Source organism: Sphingobium sp. (assembly GCF_003248505.1).
In the GTDB taxonomy this organism is placed as follows: Bacteria; Pseudomonadota; Alphaproteobacteria; order Sphingomonadales; family Sphingomonadaceae; genus Sphingobium.
The window spans coordinates 18,026-34,147 of record NZ_QFOA01000014.1; the positions used below are offsets into that span (position 1 = coordinate 18,026).

The 16,122-nt window shown below is 64.2% G+C and carries 16 protein-coding genes; 15 read left to right on the forward strand and 1 reads right to left on the reverse strand.

The genetic code is table 11. The features are described 5' to 3' along the window. Positions 1-41 precede the first annotated feature (41 nt). From trbB to DI606_RS07680, 11 genes are all read left to right on the forward strand, one after another. Positions 42-1,025, forward strand: a complete 984-nt coding sequence (gene trbB, locus DI606_RS07630) for a P-type conjugative transfer ATPase TrbB (RefSeq protein WP_160987307.1) — start codon at positions 42-44, stop codon at positions 1,023-1,025. Beyond that, complete coding sequence (locus DI606_RS07635; RefSeq protein WP_047167732.1) at positions 1,022-1,354, forward strand: TrbC/VirB2 family protein; 333 nt, start codon at positions 1,022-1,024, stop codon at positions 1,352-1,354. Before trbB ends, DI606_RS07635 begins: the two co-directional genes overlap by 4 nt. Continuing rightward, complete coding sequence (locus DI606_RS07640; RefSeq protein ID WP_160987308.1) at positions 1,354-1,635, forward strand: VirB3 family type IV secretion system protein; 282 nt, start codon at positions 1,354-1,356, stop codon at positions 1,633-1,635. The genes DI606_RS07635 and DI606_RS07640 overlap by 1 nt, the downstream gene beginning before the upstream one ends. 14 nt (positions 1,636-1,649) lie before the next feature. After that, positions 1,650-4,100, forward strand: a complete 2,451-nt coding sequence (gene trbE / locus DI606_RS07645; protein ID WP_293981154.1) for a conjugal transfer protein TrbE — start codon at positions 1,650-1,652, stop codon at positions 4,098-4,100. A gap of 5 nt (positions 4,101-4,105) precedes the next feature. Next, positions 4,106-4,885 carry a P-type conjugative transfer protein TrbJ gene (gene trbJ / locus DI606_RS07650; RefSeq protein WP_160987323.1) on the forward strand — a complete coding sequence of 260 codons (780 nt, stop codon included), beginning with the start codon at positions 4,106-4,108 and terminating at the stop codon, positions 4,883-4,885. A 10-nt stretch (positions 4,886-4,895) separates the two neighbouring features. Next, positions 4,896-5,180, forward strand: a complete 285-nt coding sequence (gene trbK-alt / locus DI606_RS07655; protein ID WP_160987310.1) for a putative entry exclusion protein TrbK-alt — start codon at positions 4,896-4,898, stop codon at positions 5,178-5,180. A 3-nt stretch (positions 5,181-5,183) separates the two neighbouring features. Beyond that, positions 5,184-6,545, forward strand: a complete 1,362-nt coding sequence (gene trbL, locus DI606_RS07660) for a P-type conjugative transfer protein TrbL (RefSeq protein WP_160987311.1) — start codon at positions 5,184-5,186, stop codon at positions 6,543-6,545. After that, complete coding sequence (gene trbF, locus DI606_RS07665; RefSeq protein ID WP_160987312.1) at positions 6,542-7,231, forward strand: conjugal transfer protein TrbF; 690 nt, start codon at positions 6,542-6,544, stop codon at positions 7,229-7,231. The genes trbL and trbF overlap by 4 nt, the downstream gene beginning before the upstream one ends. Next, positions 7,228-8,208, forward strand: a complete 981-nt coding sequence (trbG, locus tag DI606_RS07670; protein ID WP_160987313.1) for a P-type conjugative transfer protein TrbG — start codon at positions 7,228-7,230, stop codon at positions 8,206-8,208. Before trbF ends, trbG begins: the two co-directional genes overlap by 4 nt. A 68-nt stretch (positions 8,209-8,276) precedes the next feature. Then, entirely contained in the window at positions 8,277-9,389 is a 1,113-nt protein-coding gene (locus tag DI606_RS07675; protein WP_202408394.1) for a TrbI/VirB10 family protein, read from the forward strand. 1 nt (position 9,390) lies between these two features. Next, entirely contained in the window at positions 9,391-9,630 is a 240-nt protein-coding gene (locus DI606_RS07680; protein WP_160987315.1) for a DUF2274 domain-containing protein, read from the forward strand. On the opposite strand, the gene DI606_RS07685 is transcribed toward DI606_RS07680, so the two are convergent. Beyond that, on the reverse strand, positions 9,625-10,518 hold the full coding sequence (locus tag DI606_RS07685; RefSeq protein ID WP_160987316.1) for a LysR family transcriptional regulator: 894 nt from the start codon (positions 10,516-10,518) through the stop codon (positions 9,625-9,627). The two genes, DI606_RS07680 and DI606_RS07685, sit on opposite strands and share 6 nt — an antisense overlap. 691 nt (positions 10,519-11,209) lie before the next feature. Between DI606_RS07685 and DI606_RS07690 the strand changes: the two genes are divergently transcribed. Genes DI606_RS07690 through drmD form a run of 4 tightly spaced genes read left to right on the forward strand, consistent with a single transcriptional unit; the run spans position 11,210 to position 16,044 of the window. Further along, positions 11,210-11,437, forward strand: a complete 228-nt coding sequence (locus tag DI606_RS07690) for a helix-turn-helix domain-containing protein (RefSeq protein WP_160987317.1) — start codon at positions 11,210-11,212, stop codon at positions 11,435-11,437. Next, the gene (locus DI606_RS07695; protein ID WP_293981161.1) at positions 11,434-12,528 is read left to right on the forward strand and encodes a DNA cytosine methyltransferase; all 1,095 of its coding nucleotides are present in this window, start codon (positions 11,434-11,436) and stop codon (positions 12,526-12,528) included. Before DI606_RS07690 ends, DI606_RS07695 begins: the two co-directional genes overlap by 4 nt. Continuing rightward, positions 12,500-12,925: a very short patch repair endonuclease gene (locus DI606_RS07700; protein WP_202408390.1), complete on the forward strand. Its 426-nt coding sequence runs from the start codon at positions 12,500-12,502 to the stop codon at positions 12,923-12,925. Before DI606_RS07695 ends, DI606_RS07700 begins: the two co-directional genes overlap by 29 nt. Beyond that, positions 12,922-16,044 (forward strand): DISARM system SNF2-like helicase DrmD, encoded by a 3,123-nt coding sequence (gene drmD, locus DI606_RS07705; protein ID WP_293981169.1) that lies wholly within the window; start codon positions 12,922-12,924, stop codon positions 16,042-16,044. The genes DI606_RS07700 and drmD overlap by 4 nt, the downstream gene beginning before the upstream one ends. The last annotated feature ends 78 nt before the right edge of the window (positions 16,045-16,122 follow it).

The window sequence follows — 16,122 nt, forward strand, 5'->3', positions numbered from 1 at the left end:
CGGGGATCATCTGTTTTGCCCCGTCAGGAAGCGGGGCAAAAATGACCAATATCAGCCAGAAGCCGGAGGCGTTCGCGCGCGGTGCGCGCATGCTTCGCACCGCGCTCGGCTCGACCATCACCCATCTTCTCGAAGACCCGGCCGTCGTCGAAATCATGCTGAACCCGGACGGCCGTCTCTGGGTAGATCGCCTCTCCGAAGGGCTGGCCGATACGGGTGAGACGCTGTCGCCCGCCGATGGCGAACGCATTGTGCGGCTGGTCGCTCACCATGTCGGTGTTGAGGTGCATCCACGCAGCCCGCGAGTCTCCGCCGAGCTTCCTGAGACGGGAGAGCGGTTCGAGGGCTTGCTGCCGCCAGTTGTCGCCGCACCGGCCTTCGCCATCCGCAAGCCCGCCGTCGCAATCTTCACGCTCGACGATTACGTGGCCGCCGGCATCATGGTCGCCGACCAGGCCGCGACGCTACGCGCTGCGGTGATGGCGCGCGCCAATATCCTTGTCGCGGGCGGCACCTCCACCGGCAAAACCACGCTGACCAATGCGCTTCTGGCCGAGGTCGCCAAGACGGCGGATCGCGTCGTCATCATCGAGGACACCCGCGAGCTTCAGTGCGCCGCGCCCAATCTTGTCGCCATGCGGACCAAGGATGGGGTGGCGACGCTCTCGGAGCTGGTCCGCTCTTCGCTACGCCTGCGCCCCGATCGCATTCCGATCGGCGAGGTGCGCGGTTCCGAGGCTCTCGATCTCCTGAAAGCATGGGGAACCGGCCACCCCGGCGGCATCGGCACGATCCACGCCGGGAGCGGCATCGGCGCGCTGCGCCGCCTTGAGCAACTCATCCAGGAGGCCGTCGTCACGGTCCCGCGCGCCCTGATCGCAGAGACCATCGATCTTGTTGCCGTCCTCTCCGGCCGCGGCTCCGCGCGCCGGCTCGCCGAACTCGCCCGTGTCGAAGGGCTCGGCCCGGACGGCGACTACGCCATCACCCCCGCAACCCTTGACCGCACAGGAGCCCCAACATGATCCGCACCACGATGCGCGTTCGCCGCTATGCCGCGACGGCCGCCGCCTTCACCTACATCAACCTCGTCCTCGTTCCCGCCGCCCATGCCTCCGGCTCGTCCATGCCGTGGGAAGCACCGCTCCAGAAAATTCTCGAATCCATCGAAGGGCCGGTCGCCAAGATCGTCGCCGTCATCATCATTATCGCCACTGGCCTGGCGCTGGCGTTCGGTGACACGTCCGGCGGCTTCCGGAAGCTGATCCAGATCGTCTTCGGCCTCAGCATCGCGTTTGCGGCGTCGAGCTTCTTCCTGTCGTTCTTCTCATTCGGCGGCGGGGCGCTCGTCTGATGGCGGCGGCGTTCGAACAACTCGACGCGGTGCCGGGTTTCACCGTCCCGGTTCACCGGGCGCTGACCGAGCACATTCTGCTCGGCGGCGCACCGCGCGCGCTCGCCATCCTGAACGGCACGCTGGCCGGAGCCGTGGGCCTCGGCCTGCGCCTCTGGCTCGTGGGTCTGCTGATCTGGGTCGTTGGCCATATCGCGGCCGTGTGGGCTGCAAAGCGCGATCCGCTCTTCGTCGAGGTCGGCCGCCGCCACCTGCGCATCCCCGCTCATCTGTCCGTCTGAGGAGGCGCATCGCCATGATGAATCTTGCCGAATATCGCCGCACCGCAACCCGCCTCGCTGACTATCTGCCCTGGGTCGCGCTCGTCGCCGAGGGCGTCGTGCTTAACAAGGATGGCAGCTTTCAGCGCACGGCCCGTTTCCGCGGCCCTGATCTGGACTCCGCGGTCGCTGCCGAACTGGTCGCCGTCGCCGGGCGGCTCAACAACGCTTTCCGCCGTCTCGGATCGGGTTGGGCCATCTTCGTCGAGGCGCAGCGGCACGAGGCGTCGATCTATCCGGCAGACCTGTTTCCCGACGCAGCCGCAGCGCTCCTCGATGCCGAGCGCAAAGCCGATTTCGAGGAAGCCGGCGCGCATTACGTCTCCGGCTACTATCTCACCATCACCTATCTGCCGCCGGCCGAGGACGCCGCGCGCACCGAAGCCTGGCTCTATGAGGGCCGCGAACGCGCTGGCATCGATCCGAAGGAAATCCTGAACACCTTTGTCGACCGCACCGATCGCGTGCTGGCGCTGCTCGACGGCTTTATGCCGGAATGCCAGTGGCTCGATAGCAACGAGACGCTGACCTATCTCCATTCGACCGTCTCGACCAAACGGCACCGCGTCCGTGTGCCCGAAACGCCGGTCTATCTCGACGCGCTGCTCGCCGACCAACCGCTCACCGGCGGCCTGGAGCCGCGTCTCGGAACGGCGCATCTGCGCGTTCTCACCATTGTCGGTTTCCCAACCGCGACCACACCCGGCATCCTCGACGATCTCAATCGGCTCGCCTTCCCCTATCGCTGGTCGACGCGCGCCATCCTGCTCGACAAGACCGACGCGACCAAGCTGCTGACCAAAATCCGCCGCCAATGGTTCGCGAAGCGCAAAAGCATCGCCGCGATCCTGAAAGAGGTGCTGACCAACGAGGCGTCCGCGCTGGTCGATACCGACGCCTCGAACAAGGCGGCGGACGCCGATCTCGCCCTTCAGGAACTCGGCGCTGACTACGCCGGCCAATCCTATGTCACCGCGACGATCGCGGTATGGGACAACGATCCCCGAATTGCCGACGAGAAGCTTCGCCTCGCCGAGAAAGTCATCCAGGGCCGCGACTTCACGGCCATGACTGAAACGATCAATGCCGTCGATGCCTGGCTGGGCTCATTGCCGGGACATGTTTACGCCAACGTGCGCCAGCCCCCGATCTCCACGCTGAATCTCGCCCACATGATCCCGCTCTCGGCGGTGTGGGCGGGGCCGGAACGGGACGAGCATTTCGGAGCGCCCCCCTTGCTGTTCGGCAAGACCGAGGGCTCGACCCCGTTTCGGTTTTCTCTCCATGTCGGCGATGTCGGTCACACGCTCGTCGTCGGCCCGACCGGCGCCGGCAAATCGGTGCTCCTCGCCGTCATGGCCTTGCAGTTCCGGCGCTACGCCGGTGCCCAGATCTTCGCCTTCGACTTCGGCGGTTCGATCCGCGCCGCCGCGCTCGCCATGGGCGGTGATTGGCACGATCTCGGCGGCGATCTCACCGAGGGCGTGGACTCCTCGGTCGCGCTCCAACCGCTCGCGCGCATTCACGACACGCCCGAACGCGCCTGGGCGGCCGACTGGATCGTCGCCATCCTGATCCGCGAAGGCATCGCGATCACTCCCGAGGTGAAGGAGCACCTTTGGTCGGCGCTGACCTCGCTGGCATCGGCGCCGGTCGAGGAACGCACGATCACCGGCCTCACGGTGTTGCTCCAATCGAACGACCTGAAGCAGGCGCTGCGACCGTATTGCGTGGGCGGCCCCTATGGGCGGCTACTCGACGCCGAGGCCGAACATCTCGGCTCGGCATCGGTGCAGGCGTTCGAGATCGAGGGACTGGTCGGGACTGGCGCGGCACCCGCCGTCCTCGCCTATCTCTTCCATCGCATCGGCGACCGTCTCGACGGCTCGCCGACGCTGCTCATCATCGACGAGGGCTGGCTCGCACTCGATGACGATGCCTTTTCCGGGCAATTGCGCGAATGGCTGAAGACGCTGCGCAAGAAAAACGCCAGCGTCATCTTCGCCACGCAGTCGCTGTCCGACATCGACAACAGCAACATCGCCCCGGCCATCATCGAGAGCTGCCCGACAAGGCTGCTCCTGCCGAACGAACGCGCGATCGAGCCGCAGATCACGGAGATCTATCGGCGCTTCGGTCTCAACGACCGCCAGATCGAAATCCTCGCGCGGGCCACGCCCAAGCGCGACTATTACTGCCAGTCGCGGCGCGGCAATCGCCTGTTCGAGCTGGGTCTTTCCGAAGTCGGCCTCGCGCTCGCCGCCACCTCCTCCAAGACCGACCAGTCCGAGATCGCGCGCACAGTCGCCGAGCATGGCCGCGAGGGCTTTCTCGCCGCCTGGCTGCGCCTGCGCGGCGCCGAGTGGGCCGCAGACCTCATCCCTGACCTCACGAACCTCACCCCTCAGCAGTCCGAGAAGGAGTAATGACCATGAATACGCTTCGTTCACGCCCGCGCGCGATGTCGCTCGCGGCCTTCATCCTGGCGATACCGCTCGCCGCATCGCCGGTGCTGACCGCGCCAGCGCACGCGCAATTCGGCTTCGGCGGTATCGTCTATGACCCTACCAACTACGCCCAGAACGTCCTGACGGCGGCGCGGTCCCTCGAGCAGATCAACAACCAGATCCGCTCGCTTCAGAACGAGGCGCAGAGCCTCATCAACCAGGCCAAGAATCTGGCGAACCTGCCGTACTCGGCGCTCCAGCAGATTCAACAGAACGTCCAGCGCACCCAGCAGCTCCTCGGCCAGGCGCAGAACATCGCCTTCGACGTCCAGAACGTCGATCGGATGTTCCAGCAGCAATATGGCAGCGTCTCACTGTCGTCGTCGGACGCCAAGCTCATCACCGACGCTCGCTCGCGCTGGCAGAACACCGTCGGCGGCTTGCAGGACGCCATGCGCATTCAGGCCGGTGTCGTCGGCAATATCGACAGCAATCGCACGCAGATGTCGAACCTCGTCAGCCAGAGTCAAGGCTCGCAGGGTGCGTTGCAGGCGACACAGGCCGGCAATCAGCTTCTCGCGCTGCAATCGCAGCAGCTCTCCGACCTGATTGCGCTGATCTCCGCCAACGGCCGGGCCACGGCGCTGACTGACGCGGAGCGCGCGGCGGCGGCTGATCAAGGCCGGGAGCAGCGCCGCCGCTTCCTCACGCCGGGCGCGGGCTATCAGCCCGGCAACGCGCAGATGTTCGGCAACGGCAACTGAGGTCGCGGCCATGGACGGCAAGATGCTGGCCCGGCTGGGCGCCATCGTTTTCGTATCGTTCGCCATCACGGCGACGGCGATCGAGATGGCCCGGAAGGACGCGGCCCCTGAAACGGAGCGCGTCCACGCTGTCGAACCCAAGCGCGATGCGCTCCGCGAAGGGCAGCGCCGGTGCCAGCAGCTTGGCCAGGCAGCGGCGAGCGATACCGACTGCATGCGTATCTGGGCCGAGAGCCGCGATCGCTTCCTCGGCCGCCCCCCGGCGCCTGCCGTCCCGACAACAGAAGGACGGTGAACCATGGGCGGCGCAGGTGTCATCGACAATTTCCTCGGGGTCTTCACCTCCTACATCAACAGCGGGTTCGGAGTGCTCGGCGGCGAGGTCGCGTTCATCGCCACAACGCTGATCGTCATCGATGTGACGCTTGCCGCCCTGTTCTGGAGCTGGGGCGCGGAAGACGACATCATCGCCCGGCTGGTGAAAAAGACGCTCTTCGTCGGCGTCTTCGCCTATCTCATCGGCAACTGGAACAACCTCGCCAAGATCGTCTTCGACTCGTTCGCGGGCCTCGGCCTCAAGGCTTCCGGCACCAGCTTCACCGCGCAGGATCTGATGCGACCCGGCAAGGTCGCGCAGACCGGGCTCGACGCCGCGCGCCCCTTGCTCGAATCCATCTCCGACCTGATGGGCTGGATCGCGTTCTTCGAGAACTTCATCCAGATCGCCTGCCTGCTGTTCGCCTGGGCGCTGGTGCTGCTCGCCTTCTTCATCCTCGCGATCCAGCTCTTCGTTACCCTGATCGAATTCAAGTTGACGACGCTGGCGGGCTTCGTCCTCATCCCGTTCGGCCTGTTCGGCAAGACCGCCTTCATGGCCGAGCGCGTGCTGGGCAATGTCGTCTCATCCGGCATCAAGGTGCTGGTGCTCGCCGTCATCATCGGCATCGGCTCAACGCTGTTCAGCCAGTTTACGGCCGGCTTCGGCGGCGCAACGCCCACAATCGACGACGCCATGGCGATTGTTCTTGCCGCGCTATCGCTGCTCGGGCTCGGCATCTTCGGCCCCGGCATTGCTGCCGGCCTGGTCAGCGGCGGACCACAACTCGGCGCCGGTGCGGCGGTTGGCACCGGGCTTGCCGTCGGCGGTGCCGGGCTCGCAGCTGGTGGCGCGGCAGGCCTTGCCCTGAAGGGAGGAGCGGCTGCGATGTCTGGCGGCGCTGCCGCCGTGCGGGGCGGTGCGGCAGCGGCAGGCGGAGCCGCCGCGGCCTACAGTGTCGGCTCGCTCGGCCAGTCCGGCGCAGCCGGTGTCGCCTCTGGTCTCGGCGGTGTCGCCCGCGCGGCCGGCGCGGCCACTGTGTCACCCCTGAAACGCGCGACGTCGCGCGCCGCCGAAGGCGTCAAGTCCAGCTTCTCCGAAGGTGCGAAGGCAGGCTTCGGCGCAACGGGCGGCTCCTCGACCATGGGCACGATACCCGGCTCAGGCTCCACAGGCGAAGCCGGCGCCGCAGCGCCCCGCGACGGTCCGCCCGACTGGGCCAAGCGCATGAAGCGCCATCAGTCCCTCAGCCACGGAGCCACCCTCGCAGCGCACGCCGTCAAATCCGGCGACAGCCACGGCGGCGGCTCTTCCGTCAACCTCTCCGAAAGTAACCGCTCATGAGCCTCTTCAAACGACCCGCCGCCCACTATGGGAAATCGCCCGAACCCGAAACGCCGTATCAGCGCGCCGCGCAGGTCTGGGACGATCGCATCGGTTCGGCTCGCGTCCAGGCCAGGAACTGGCGCATCATGGCCTTCGGCTCGCTGTTCCTGTCGGCCAGCTTCGCCGCCGCGCTGGTCTGGCAGTCGGCGCGCGGCACCGTCGTTCCCTGGGTCGTGCAGGTCGATCGGCTCGGCCAGGCGCAGTCCGTTGCACCGGCGTCGGCCGACTACCGCCCGACCGATCCCCAGGTGGCCTGGCATCTTGCCCGCTTCATCGAGCAGGTCAGAAGCATCCCGGCCGATCCGATCATCGTGCGCCAGAACTGGCTGCGCGCCTATGACTGGACCACGGATCGCGGCGCCGGCGCGCTCAACGACTATGCCCGCACCAACGATCCCTTCACCAAGGTCGGTAAACAGCAGATCGCCGTCGAGGTTTCGAGCGTGATCCGCGCATCGGCGGATTCCTTCCGCGTGGCCTGGACCGAGAAACGGTACGAGAATGGCCAGCTCGCGGGCACGGAGCGATGGACCGCGATCCTCACCATCGTCATCCAGACGCCGCGCGACGCCGACCGGCTGCGCGCCAATCCGCTCGGCATCTACATCAACGCCATCAACTGGTCGCGGGAGATGTCCCAATGAGCACGTCTCTGCGCATGTCCGGCTCTCCGGCTTTCCGTACATCCGCTTTGGCGATGATGCTGCTCTCGGCAACGATGCTGGCGGGCTGCGCGACCTTCAAACCCCCCACCATCAGCTACGACAGTGACGTGCCGCCGCTCCCAGCCGTGCCGGCGCCGGTCACGGAACAGCCGCCGCGTCCGCTGCACACGCCTCCCGCCTGGACGGTCGCGCATGGTGGAACCGTCGCGAATACGCCGAGCGGCCGCGTGGAAAACGCCAATGCTGCGGCGCGTGTCGAGCCGCGACGCGAGGGCTATTATAACGCCATCCAGATTTATCCCTGGAGCGAAGGCGCGCTTTACCAAGTCTATGCCGCGCCCGGCCAGATCACCAACATCGCGCTCGAGCCGGGCGAAAGCCTGACCGGCGCAGGTCCAATCGCCGCCGGTGACACCGCCCGCTGGATCATCGGTGACACCGAAAGCGGTTCCGGCCTATCGCGCCGCGTCCACATCCTCGTCAAACCGACGCGCCCTGACATCACCACGAACCTGGTCATCACGACCGACCGCCGCATCTACATGCTCGAGCTGAGGGCGGAGGCGAAACCCTATATGCCGGCCGTTGCGTGGGCTTATCCCGCGCTACCGGCATCGCAGCGCGGAACCGTCCCTGCGACGCCTATCATTCCCGCTGCCGCCGCGCGTCACTACCGCTACGGCCTGACCGGCGACACGCCGCCCTGGCGGCCGGTCGCCGTCTATGACGACGGCAGGCGTGTGTATGTCGAATTTCCACGCGGCATCGCTCAAGGCGAGATGCCGCCGATCTTCGTCCTCGGCAACGACGGCGAGCCGCAGCTCGTCAACAGCCGCATCTACCAAAACATCCTGATCGTTGACCGCATCTTCGGAGCCGCCGAACTGCGTCTCGGCAGCGGCAAGCAACAGCAGACCGTCAGGATCGTGCGAACCGATGGGAAACCTGCATCATGAGCGACACCGACCACGACAATGCCGAACCGCTGGATCAATCGACTCCCGTCGTCGATACCTCATCGTCCATGCGCCTGCGGGCGGAACCTCCGCGTGTCACCCGGCTGTCGCGCAAAGTGCTCGCCGGCGTCGCCGCGGTTGCCCTCGTCGGTATCGGCGGCTCTCTCATCTACGCGCTCCAGACCCGTGATCCCGGCAAGAGCGCCGACGAACTCTATTCGACCGACAACCGCACCACGGCCGACGGCCTGGCCGGCCTGCCCCGCGATTACACCGGCCCGGTCCTCGGCCCGGCGCTGCCTGGAGACCTCGGCCGCCCGATCGTCAGCGCGCAAAATCAGGGGCATCCTGTCGTGCCGCCCGCCATGGCGGCACCGGGGCCTGATCCCGAGGAACAACGTCGCCTCGCCGAATCGGAGGCCGCCCGCACCAGCCGCGTGTTTTTCCAGGCCGGTCCGGCCGCAACGTCGGCGACCGCTGGCCCGAATGTCCCGGGATTTGCCGGCGTGGGAGCTGGCACACAACCAGGTGCCGAGACGCCTCAAGATCGACAACTCGCGTTCCTCAATGCTCCCGTCGACCGCCGCACCATTGCAGCCGACCGCATCATGGCGCCAGCATCGCCCTATGTTCTCCAGGCGGGCGCGGTCATCTCGGCCGCCCTCATCACCGGCATCCGCTCCGATCTGCCTGGACAAATCACCGCGCAGGTGACGGAGAACATCTACGATAGCCCGACCGGCCGCATCCTCGTCATCCCACAGGGCACCCGGATCATCGGCCAGTACGACAATAGCGTCCAATACGGGCAGAGCCGCGTGCTTCTCGTCTGGAACAGGCTCATCCTCCCGAACGGCCGGTCCATTGTGCTAGAACGCCAGCCCGGAGCCGATACCCAGGGCTATGCCGGTCTGGAGGACGGCGTCGATTACCATTGGTGGGATCTCGCCAAAGCGGCGGGGCTCTCGACGCTTCTGTCAGTCGGGTCCGAGCTTGCCATCGATGACCAGGACCGGCTTCTGCGCGCCATCCGCAATGGCGGCCAGGACACGATCAATGACGCTGGTCAGCAGATCGTTCGGCGCCAGCTCAACGTCGCGCCGACGCTGACGATCCGGCCAGGCTTCCCTGTCCGCGTGATCGTCACCCGCGATCTCGTCCTCGAACCTTACGGAGGCTGACATGACGAAATTGAAGCTCGGCCCGATCACCGAGGAAAGGCCAGTGAAGGCGACGCTGGAACTGCCCGCATCGCTTCACCGGGATCTCGCGGCATATGCCGAGCTGCTGGGAAGGCAGACCGGCCAGCCTGTGCGCGATCCCATCCAGCTGATTGTACCGATGCTGGAGCGCTTCATCGCCACCGATCGCGGGTTCGCCAAGGCCCGGCGCGCGAAGCCCGCGGGCGATGCCAGTTCATAAATCCACGCCCTGACGACGCGCCATCATCTTCGCCATGCTGACAAAGCGCCTGAGCGCCGGATTGTCGTGCTTTGGCGACCACACGCCGTTGAAGGGAAGGACCTCACCAATGATCGGCCGATAGCAGATGCCCGGCACATGGGCGGCTGTCGTCGCTTCGCTCGTGACCGTCAGTCCGCTGCCGATCGCGACGAGCGTCAGCAGATTGTCGCGCCCGACAAACTGCGCCTGAATCTTCGGGTGATGGCCGAGATCGGCGACCCGCTGGACCAGATAGTCATGGACCTCCTGGCCCGGCGGTACATCGCTGACGATGAAGGTCTCGTGCGCCAGATCATGCCACTTCACCTCCTCTTTCCGGGCAAGGGCATGTGCTTCCGGCAGCACCACGAAAACACGTTCAGACCAGAGATAGGTGGTCTCGCATTGAGGCCACTCCAACGTCCCTGTCAGAAAGGCGATGTCCAGCCGGAACTGCCGGATCGCGGCGACATGCTCCGCGGGATTGCCGTCGACAACCTCGACATACACGCCAGGGTGCTCTGCGGCGAAGGTCCGGAGAAGATCTTGCAGGAACCCCGAAGCCAGGGACGAGAAGATGCCCACGCGCAATTGACCTTCTGTGCCGCGCCCCACCGCGTCCACGATCTCCGCGCCTTCATTGATGTATCGAAGAACCTTTTGGGCTTTCGACAAAAGCCGCTGTCCGGCAACGGTCAGGCATACACCGCCGCTGTGACGGTGAAACAGCGCAGAGCCGAGCCCGTCTTCCAGGTCGCGAATCCGGCGGCTGATCGTGGACTCCTGTACGCCCAACGCTACGCCCGCCTTGCGGAAACTCCCATGCTCGGAAGCCGCCACGAAATACCGCAGATGTCGAAAATTCATGTTGTTACCTAACGATTGTTTTGGGTCCTTTGCTGATTGCTTGAGAAGGTGCTGGAGGCTGCCGGCGACTGGGGGCTGCGCTCGCGCCACATGTTCTGTGTCGTATCTGATTTGCACGCCAGAACACGGCGTAGCTCTACACCCATCAAATCGGGCTTTCGTTCCGCATGATCTATCGCCTTCTATCCGCCTTCACGGACGAATGAAGGATATTTTTCAATTAATTACGGAGTTGAAACCCTCTTGAGGCGCACCATCAGGCGTCGTCAGCTCCGGGAAATAGCGCCTCTGGCCGATACGACCATCTACGACATGGAACAGTGAGGCGAGTTTCCTCAGCGCTTTTACCTGTCGGCCCGCTGCGTCGTGTGGGAACTCACCGAGGTCGAGGCAGGCTTGATGTTTGCCTCCAAACCTCGCGAGCCAAGATCGTCCAGCGCGTGCCCATATCCGTCGTCCAGCTTCGAAAAACACGCCCCGTGCAGTCGGTCAGTCATCGGAAGGTACGCTTCTCCACACCATCCTCCAGGGACCGGGAATCGATGGAACACCTTGCTTCTCGCAATAACCGATCCAAATCGGACAAGATCATGCCAAATCGGCTTAAATCTGCTTTACTCGCCTCTATATCGGTGGAATAGTTCCACATCCGCTTCGACCGGAGAAAGGGCGGCTTGTGTCTGATCGCTGGATGTCCGTCGAAGAAATCGCTGCTTACCTAGGGGTAAGCAAAGATACCGTCTATGGTTGGATAGCAAAAAGAGAAATGCCTGCTCACAAAGTCGGAAGACTTTGGAAGTTTAAGTCAGAAGAAGTCGATTCATGGGTGCGAGCGGGAAAGGCCTCCGACGAGAGCAATGAACCGTCAGTAAGGGATGCGCGAGAACCGGAACGCCGCGCTTCGGGGGAGAAGAAATGAGCGAGGTGGCGTGTATCGACCTGTTCTGCGGTGCCGGAGGTTTGACGCACGGCTTGATTCAAGCCGGTGTTCCAGTCGTCGCCGGCATTGACGTCGATACAGCCTGTCGTCTCCCCTACGAAGTCAACAACGGCGCGCAATTCCTCGTCAAGGACATCCAGAACGTAAGCCCGGCGGAGCTGAACAAGCTATACGGCAACGCCAAAATCCGGGTCCTCGCCGGCTGCGCGCCCTGCCAACCGTTCTCGACCTACTCCCAGCGCTACGACACCCTCACCAGCCCTCGTTGGCCGCTGCTGTATCAGTTCGCCCGTCTCGTGAAATCTGTCCGTCCCGACATCGTGACCATGGAAAACGTACCCCTGGTCCAAAAGCATGCCGTCTTCGACGACTTCGTCGCCACTCTTCAGCGGCTTGGCTACAAGGTTTGGCAAAATGTCGTGGACTGCACGCAATATGGCCTGCCTCAGACGCGACGCCGCATGGTCATTCTGGCGAGTTTGATCGGCCCCATTGAGCTGATCTCGCCAACCCATAAAAAGGCGAAGTCGGTCAAGGACGCCATCGGGAAATTACCCGCCATTGCGGCGGGGAGTGTTCATGAGAATGATGCTTTCCACGTCTCGTCCAGGCTTTCCGATTTGAACCTTGAGCGCATTCGCGCGTCCCATCCGGGCGGCACCTGGCGTGATTGGCCCGAGCGGCTCGTAGCTGATTGCCACCGGCGAGAAACTGGCCGCACCTACCCTGGCGTTTATGGACGCATGGCATGGGACGATCCGTCTCCGACGATCACCACGCAATTCTACGGCTTCGGCAACGGTCGCTTCGGTCATCCGGAGCATGATCGAGCCATCTCCCTGCGGGAAGGCGCCATCCTGCAAGGGTTCCCCAAAAAATACGCCTTCGTCGAAAAGGGTAGCCCAGCACATTTCAAGGCATTGGGTCGAATGATCGGCAATGCCGTCCCAGTGGCCCTCGGCAAAGCGATCGGGCAAAGCATCGTGACCCATCTCGGTGTTGATGCGCGGACGGATCAGGCGAAGAAGGGAGGCACCGCGGATGTCGCGCGTAAGCCCCTCGTCGCATGAGGCGAGCCTCCGCATGGCTCGGGTGCGGCAGAAGGGCACCGACGCCGAACTCTCGTTGCGCAAGGAGTTGCACGCGAGAGGGTTGCGCTACCGTTTGCAAGTCCCGCTTCTGACCAAGCCGAGGCGCGTCGCCGACATCGTGTTTCCCCGCGCCAAAGTCGCCGTCTTCGTCGATGGGTGTTTTTGGCATGGTTGCCCGGCGCATGCCTCCTGGCCGAAGAGCAACGCGCAATTTTGGCGTGACAAAATCGAAACCAATCGCGCCCGAGACACGGATACCGATCAACGCCTCAACGCTTCGGGCTGGCGTGTCATCCGCGTATGGGCGCATGAGCGCGCCGGCGAAGCGGCCGAACGCATCGAAAACGTCGTTCGAGGCGGGAGTGGGTTGCAATGATCGTCGGAGATGCGAGTAGCGCAGCGGCACAGATCGCGCACCACACGATCCCGGAACCCGGCCAGTTGGTCGAAGCACGTCGGCGGCAATGGATCGTGTCGGATGTCGATAGTGGATCGACGGCGCCGAGCCTTCCCAAACGCCATCTCATCCGATTGACGTCGATCGACGAAGATGCCCTAGGCGAGGAAATCGAAGTCCTATGGGAGTTGGAGCCCGGCGCTCACGTCATTGAGCGAGCTGGCCTGCCGCGCATAACGGGCTTGGATGATCCGGCATCCCTAGAAGCTTTTCTTGATGCCGTCCGATGGGGTGCCGCCACCAACGCCGACAGGGCCTATCTCCAGGCTCCTTTCCGCAGCGGTGTCAGCATCGAGGATTTTCAGCTCGATCCATTGGTGCGAGCCATCGACATGGCCCGCACCAGCCTGCTCATCGCGGATGATGTTGGCCTCGGCAAGACGATCGAAGCCGGTCTCGTGGTCCAGGAAATGCTCCTGCGCCATCGCGCCCGCACCGTGTTGGTGCTGTGCCCAGCGTCCCTTCAGGAGAAGTGGCGCACGGAGATGCAGGAGAAATTCGGTCTCGACTTCCGCATCGTCGATACAGAGTTCGTCAAGCGCCTGCGTCGTGAACGTGGCCTGCACGCCAATCCCTGGACTTCGTTTCCTCTGCTCATCACGTCGATGGATTGGGTCAAACAAGGCGAAGGACTGCGCCTGTTCCGAGATGCGCTGCCGCCTACCGTTACCCATCCTCGAAAATTCGATCTCTTGGTCATCGACGAAGCGCACAACATCACGCCCACGGTCGGACACTACGCAGTCGAGAGCCTCCGAACCCGGCTGGTGCGACTGCTCGCGCCGCATTTCCAGCACAAGCTGTTTCTCACCGCCACACCCCATGACGGCTACACCGAGTCGTTCACCGCTCTGCTCGAACTGCTCGATGACCAGCGCTTCGCGCGAAACGTCCTGCCGAGTGAGCCCCAGCGCGCTCGCGTCATGGTGCGGCGGCTGAAGAGCGACTTGGTGGATGCGAACGGCAAACTGCTTTACCCGGTGCGGCGTCTCGAAGCTCTCCCCATCAAGTATGACGATGACGAGAGGCAGATCCGGCGCCTTCTCGGCGATTACATATCGTCACGCGAGAATGGCGAGGGTGGCGCACGAGCGGTCGATCGCTTCGTCCACCAATTACTGCACAAGCGTCTTGCGTCGTCACCCGCCGCGTTCGCGGCGACGCTGGAAAAGCACATAGCCACGATCGAAGGCCGTTCGTCGGCCGACCAGACCCGGCGTAAGCTGGATGATCGCATCCTTCGCCGTGCCATATCGAAGGCCGAAGAAGACTATGCCGACGACGCATTGCGCGAGGCGGCGGAAGACGATGCGCTAGGCGAAGCCGCCAAACACATCCGGCCGCCCAGTGAGCAAGAGCGGCGGATGCTGGAACGCCTGCGCTCCTGGGCGCAGCAAGCATCGCGCAGGGCAGACTCCAAGGCGCGCGCGATATTGGAGTGGCTGGCCGAGAACCTTCAGGAGGGTGGCGAATGGACGAATGAGCGGGTCATTCTCTTCACCGAATACCGGACGACGCAGCAGTGGATGCAGGAGACGCTCGTGTCGCACGGCTTCGGCGGCGACCGGCTCGCGCTGATTTATGGCGGCATGGATCACGACGAACGCGAGGCTGTGAAGGCGGCGTTCCAAGCCAGCCCTTCGGAGTCGCCGGTCAGAATCCTGTTGGCGACCGACGCGGCATCCGAAGGCATCGACCTTCAGAACCACTGCCACCTGATGATCCATCTGGAAATTCCATACAATCCCAACGTGATGGAGCAGCGGAACGGGCGCATCGACCGCCACGGCCAGCGCTCCAGCGAAGTGGTCATCTGGCATCCGGTCGATGACGAAGGCGATCACGGGCAAGACATCCTGCGGGCGCTTCGGAAGCTCGACGCCATGCGGGCCGACATGGGGAGCGTCAATCCGGTCATCGCCCCGCAGCTCCCGGACCTGATCGAGGGACGGCGGCGCGACCTGGATACACGACTGGCCGAAGTACGCATGGAAAAGTCGCGTCGCTTCGTCAGAGCCGAACGCGATCTCCGGGATCGGGTCGCAAAGCTGCACGAACGCCTCGCCGAGACCAAGCGCGAGCAAAACCTCACCCCCGATCACATCGAGAGGGCGGTGAGAGCGGCTCTGCGCCTTTCGGACAAACCGGACCTCGGGGCCACGTCTCTGTTCGGTGCTCCAGAAGGAACCGTCTTCACCATGCCGGCGCTGTCCGGTTCATGGACGCGGTGCCTGGAAGGTCTGGAGCATCCCTATACGACGAAGGTCCGCCCCATCACGTTCGACCATGATGTGGCGAAGGGGCGCGATGACGTCGTCCTGGTGCATCTCAATCACCCTCTCGTCCAGATGAGCCTGCGCCTGTTGCGCGCCGAAATCTGGGCGCGGGACGACGTGAAGAAGATCCACCGCGTCTCCGCCCGGTCCTTGCCCGATGGACAGCTCGAAGGCCCCGCCGTCATCGTGGTTTCTCGATTGGTCATCACCGGCGGCAGCCATCATCGCCTGCACGAGGAACTCACCGAGGCCGGCGGTTATCTGCGTGACACCGGCTTCCGCCGCGAAGACCGCGTGACAGAGGTGCGTCGATGGCTCCAGGATTCCTCCCCCGCCGTCTTGCCTGATACGACCTTCGCGGCGCTGCGCACGCGCTTCGATAAGCAGCGTGACTCAGTGTTGGGATCGGTCGATGCACGCTCCAAGGACCGCCTGCGCTTCCTGTCCAATTCGATCGACACCCGTAAGGAACGGGAGAGCGACGATATCCGGCAGGTGCTCGACGATCTCGACAAGGCCCTGCGGACCGAACTCGTTGCCGACCGCGAGCCGCAACAGCTCTCGCTCTTCTCCGAGGACGAGCGCACCCAACTCCGACGCGATCACGCCGCCCTCGAGGCGCGACTCGCCCGTATTCCGCTGGAACGGGAGCAAGAGGTGCGCGCCATCGAGAACAGGTATTCCAATGTCCGGGACCACACTTTTCCCGTCGCGGTCATCCTGCTCGTGCCAGAGTCCTTGACGAAGGGGCAGCCTCGATGAGCACCAACCACGACTGGCTCAACCTCATCGAGGTGTCGGGACCGTTCCTCGCGATGCCCGTGCTGCGCGACGTGCTTC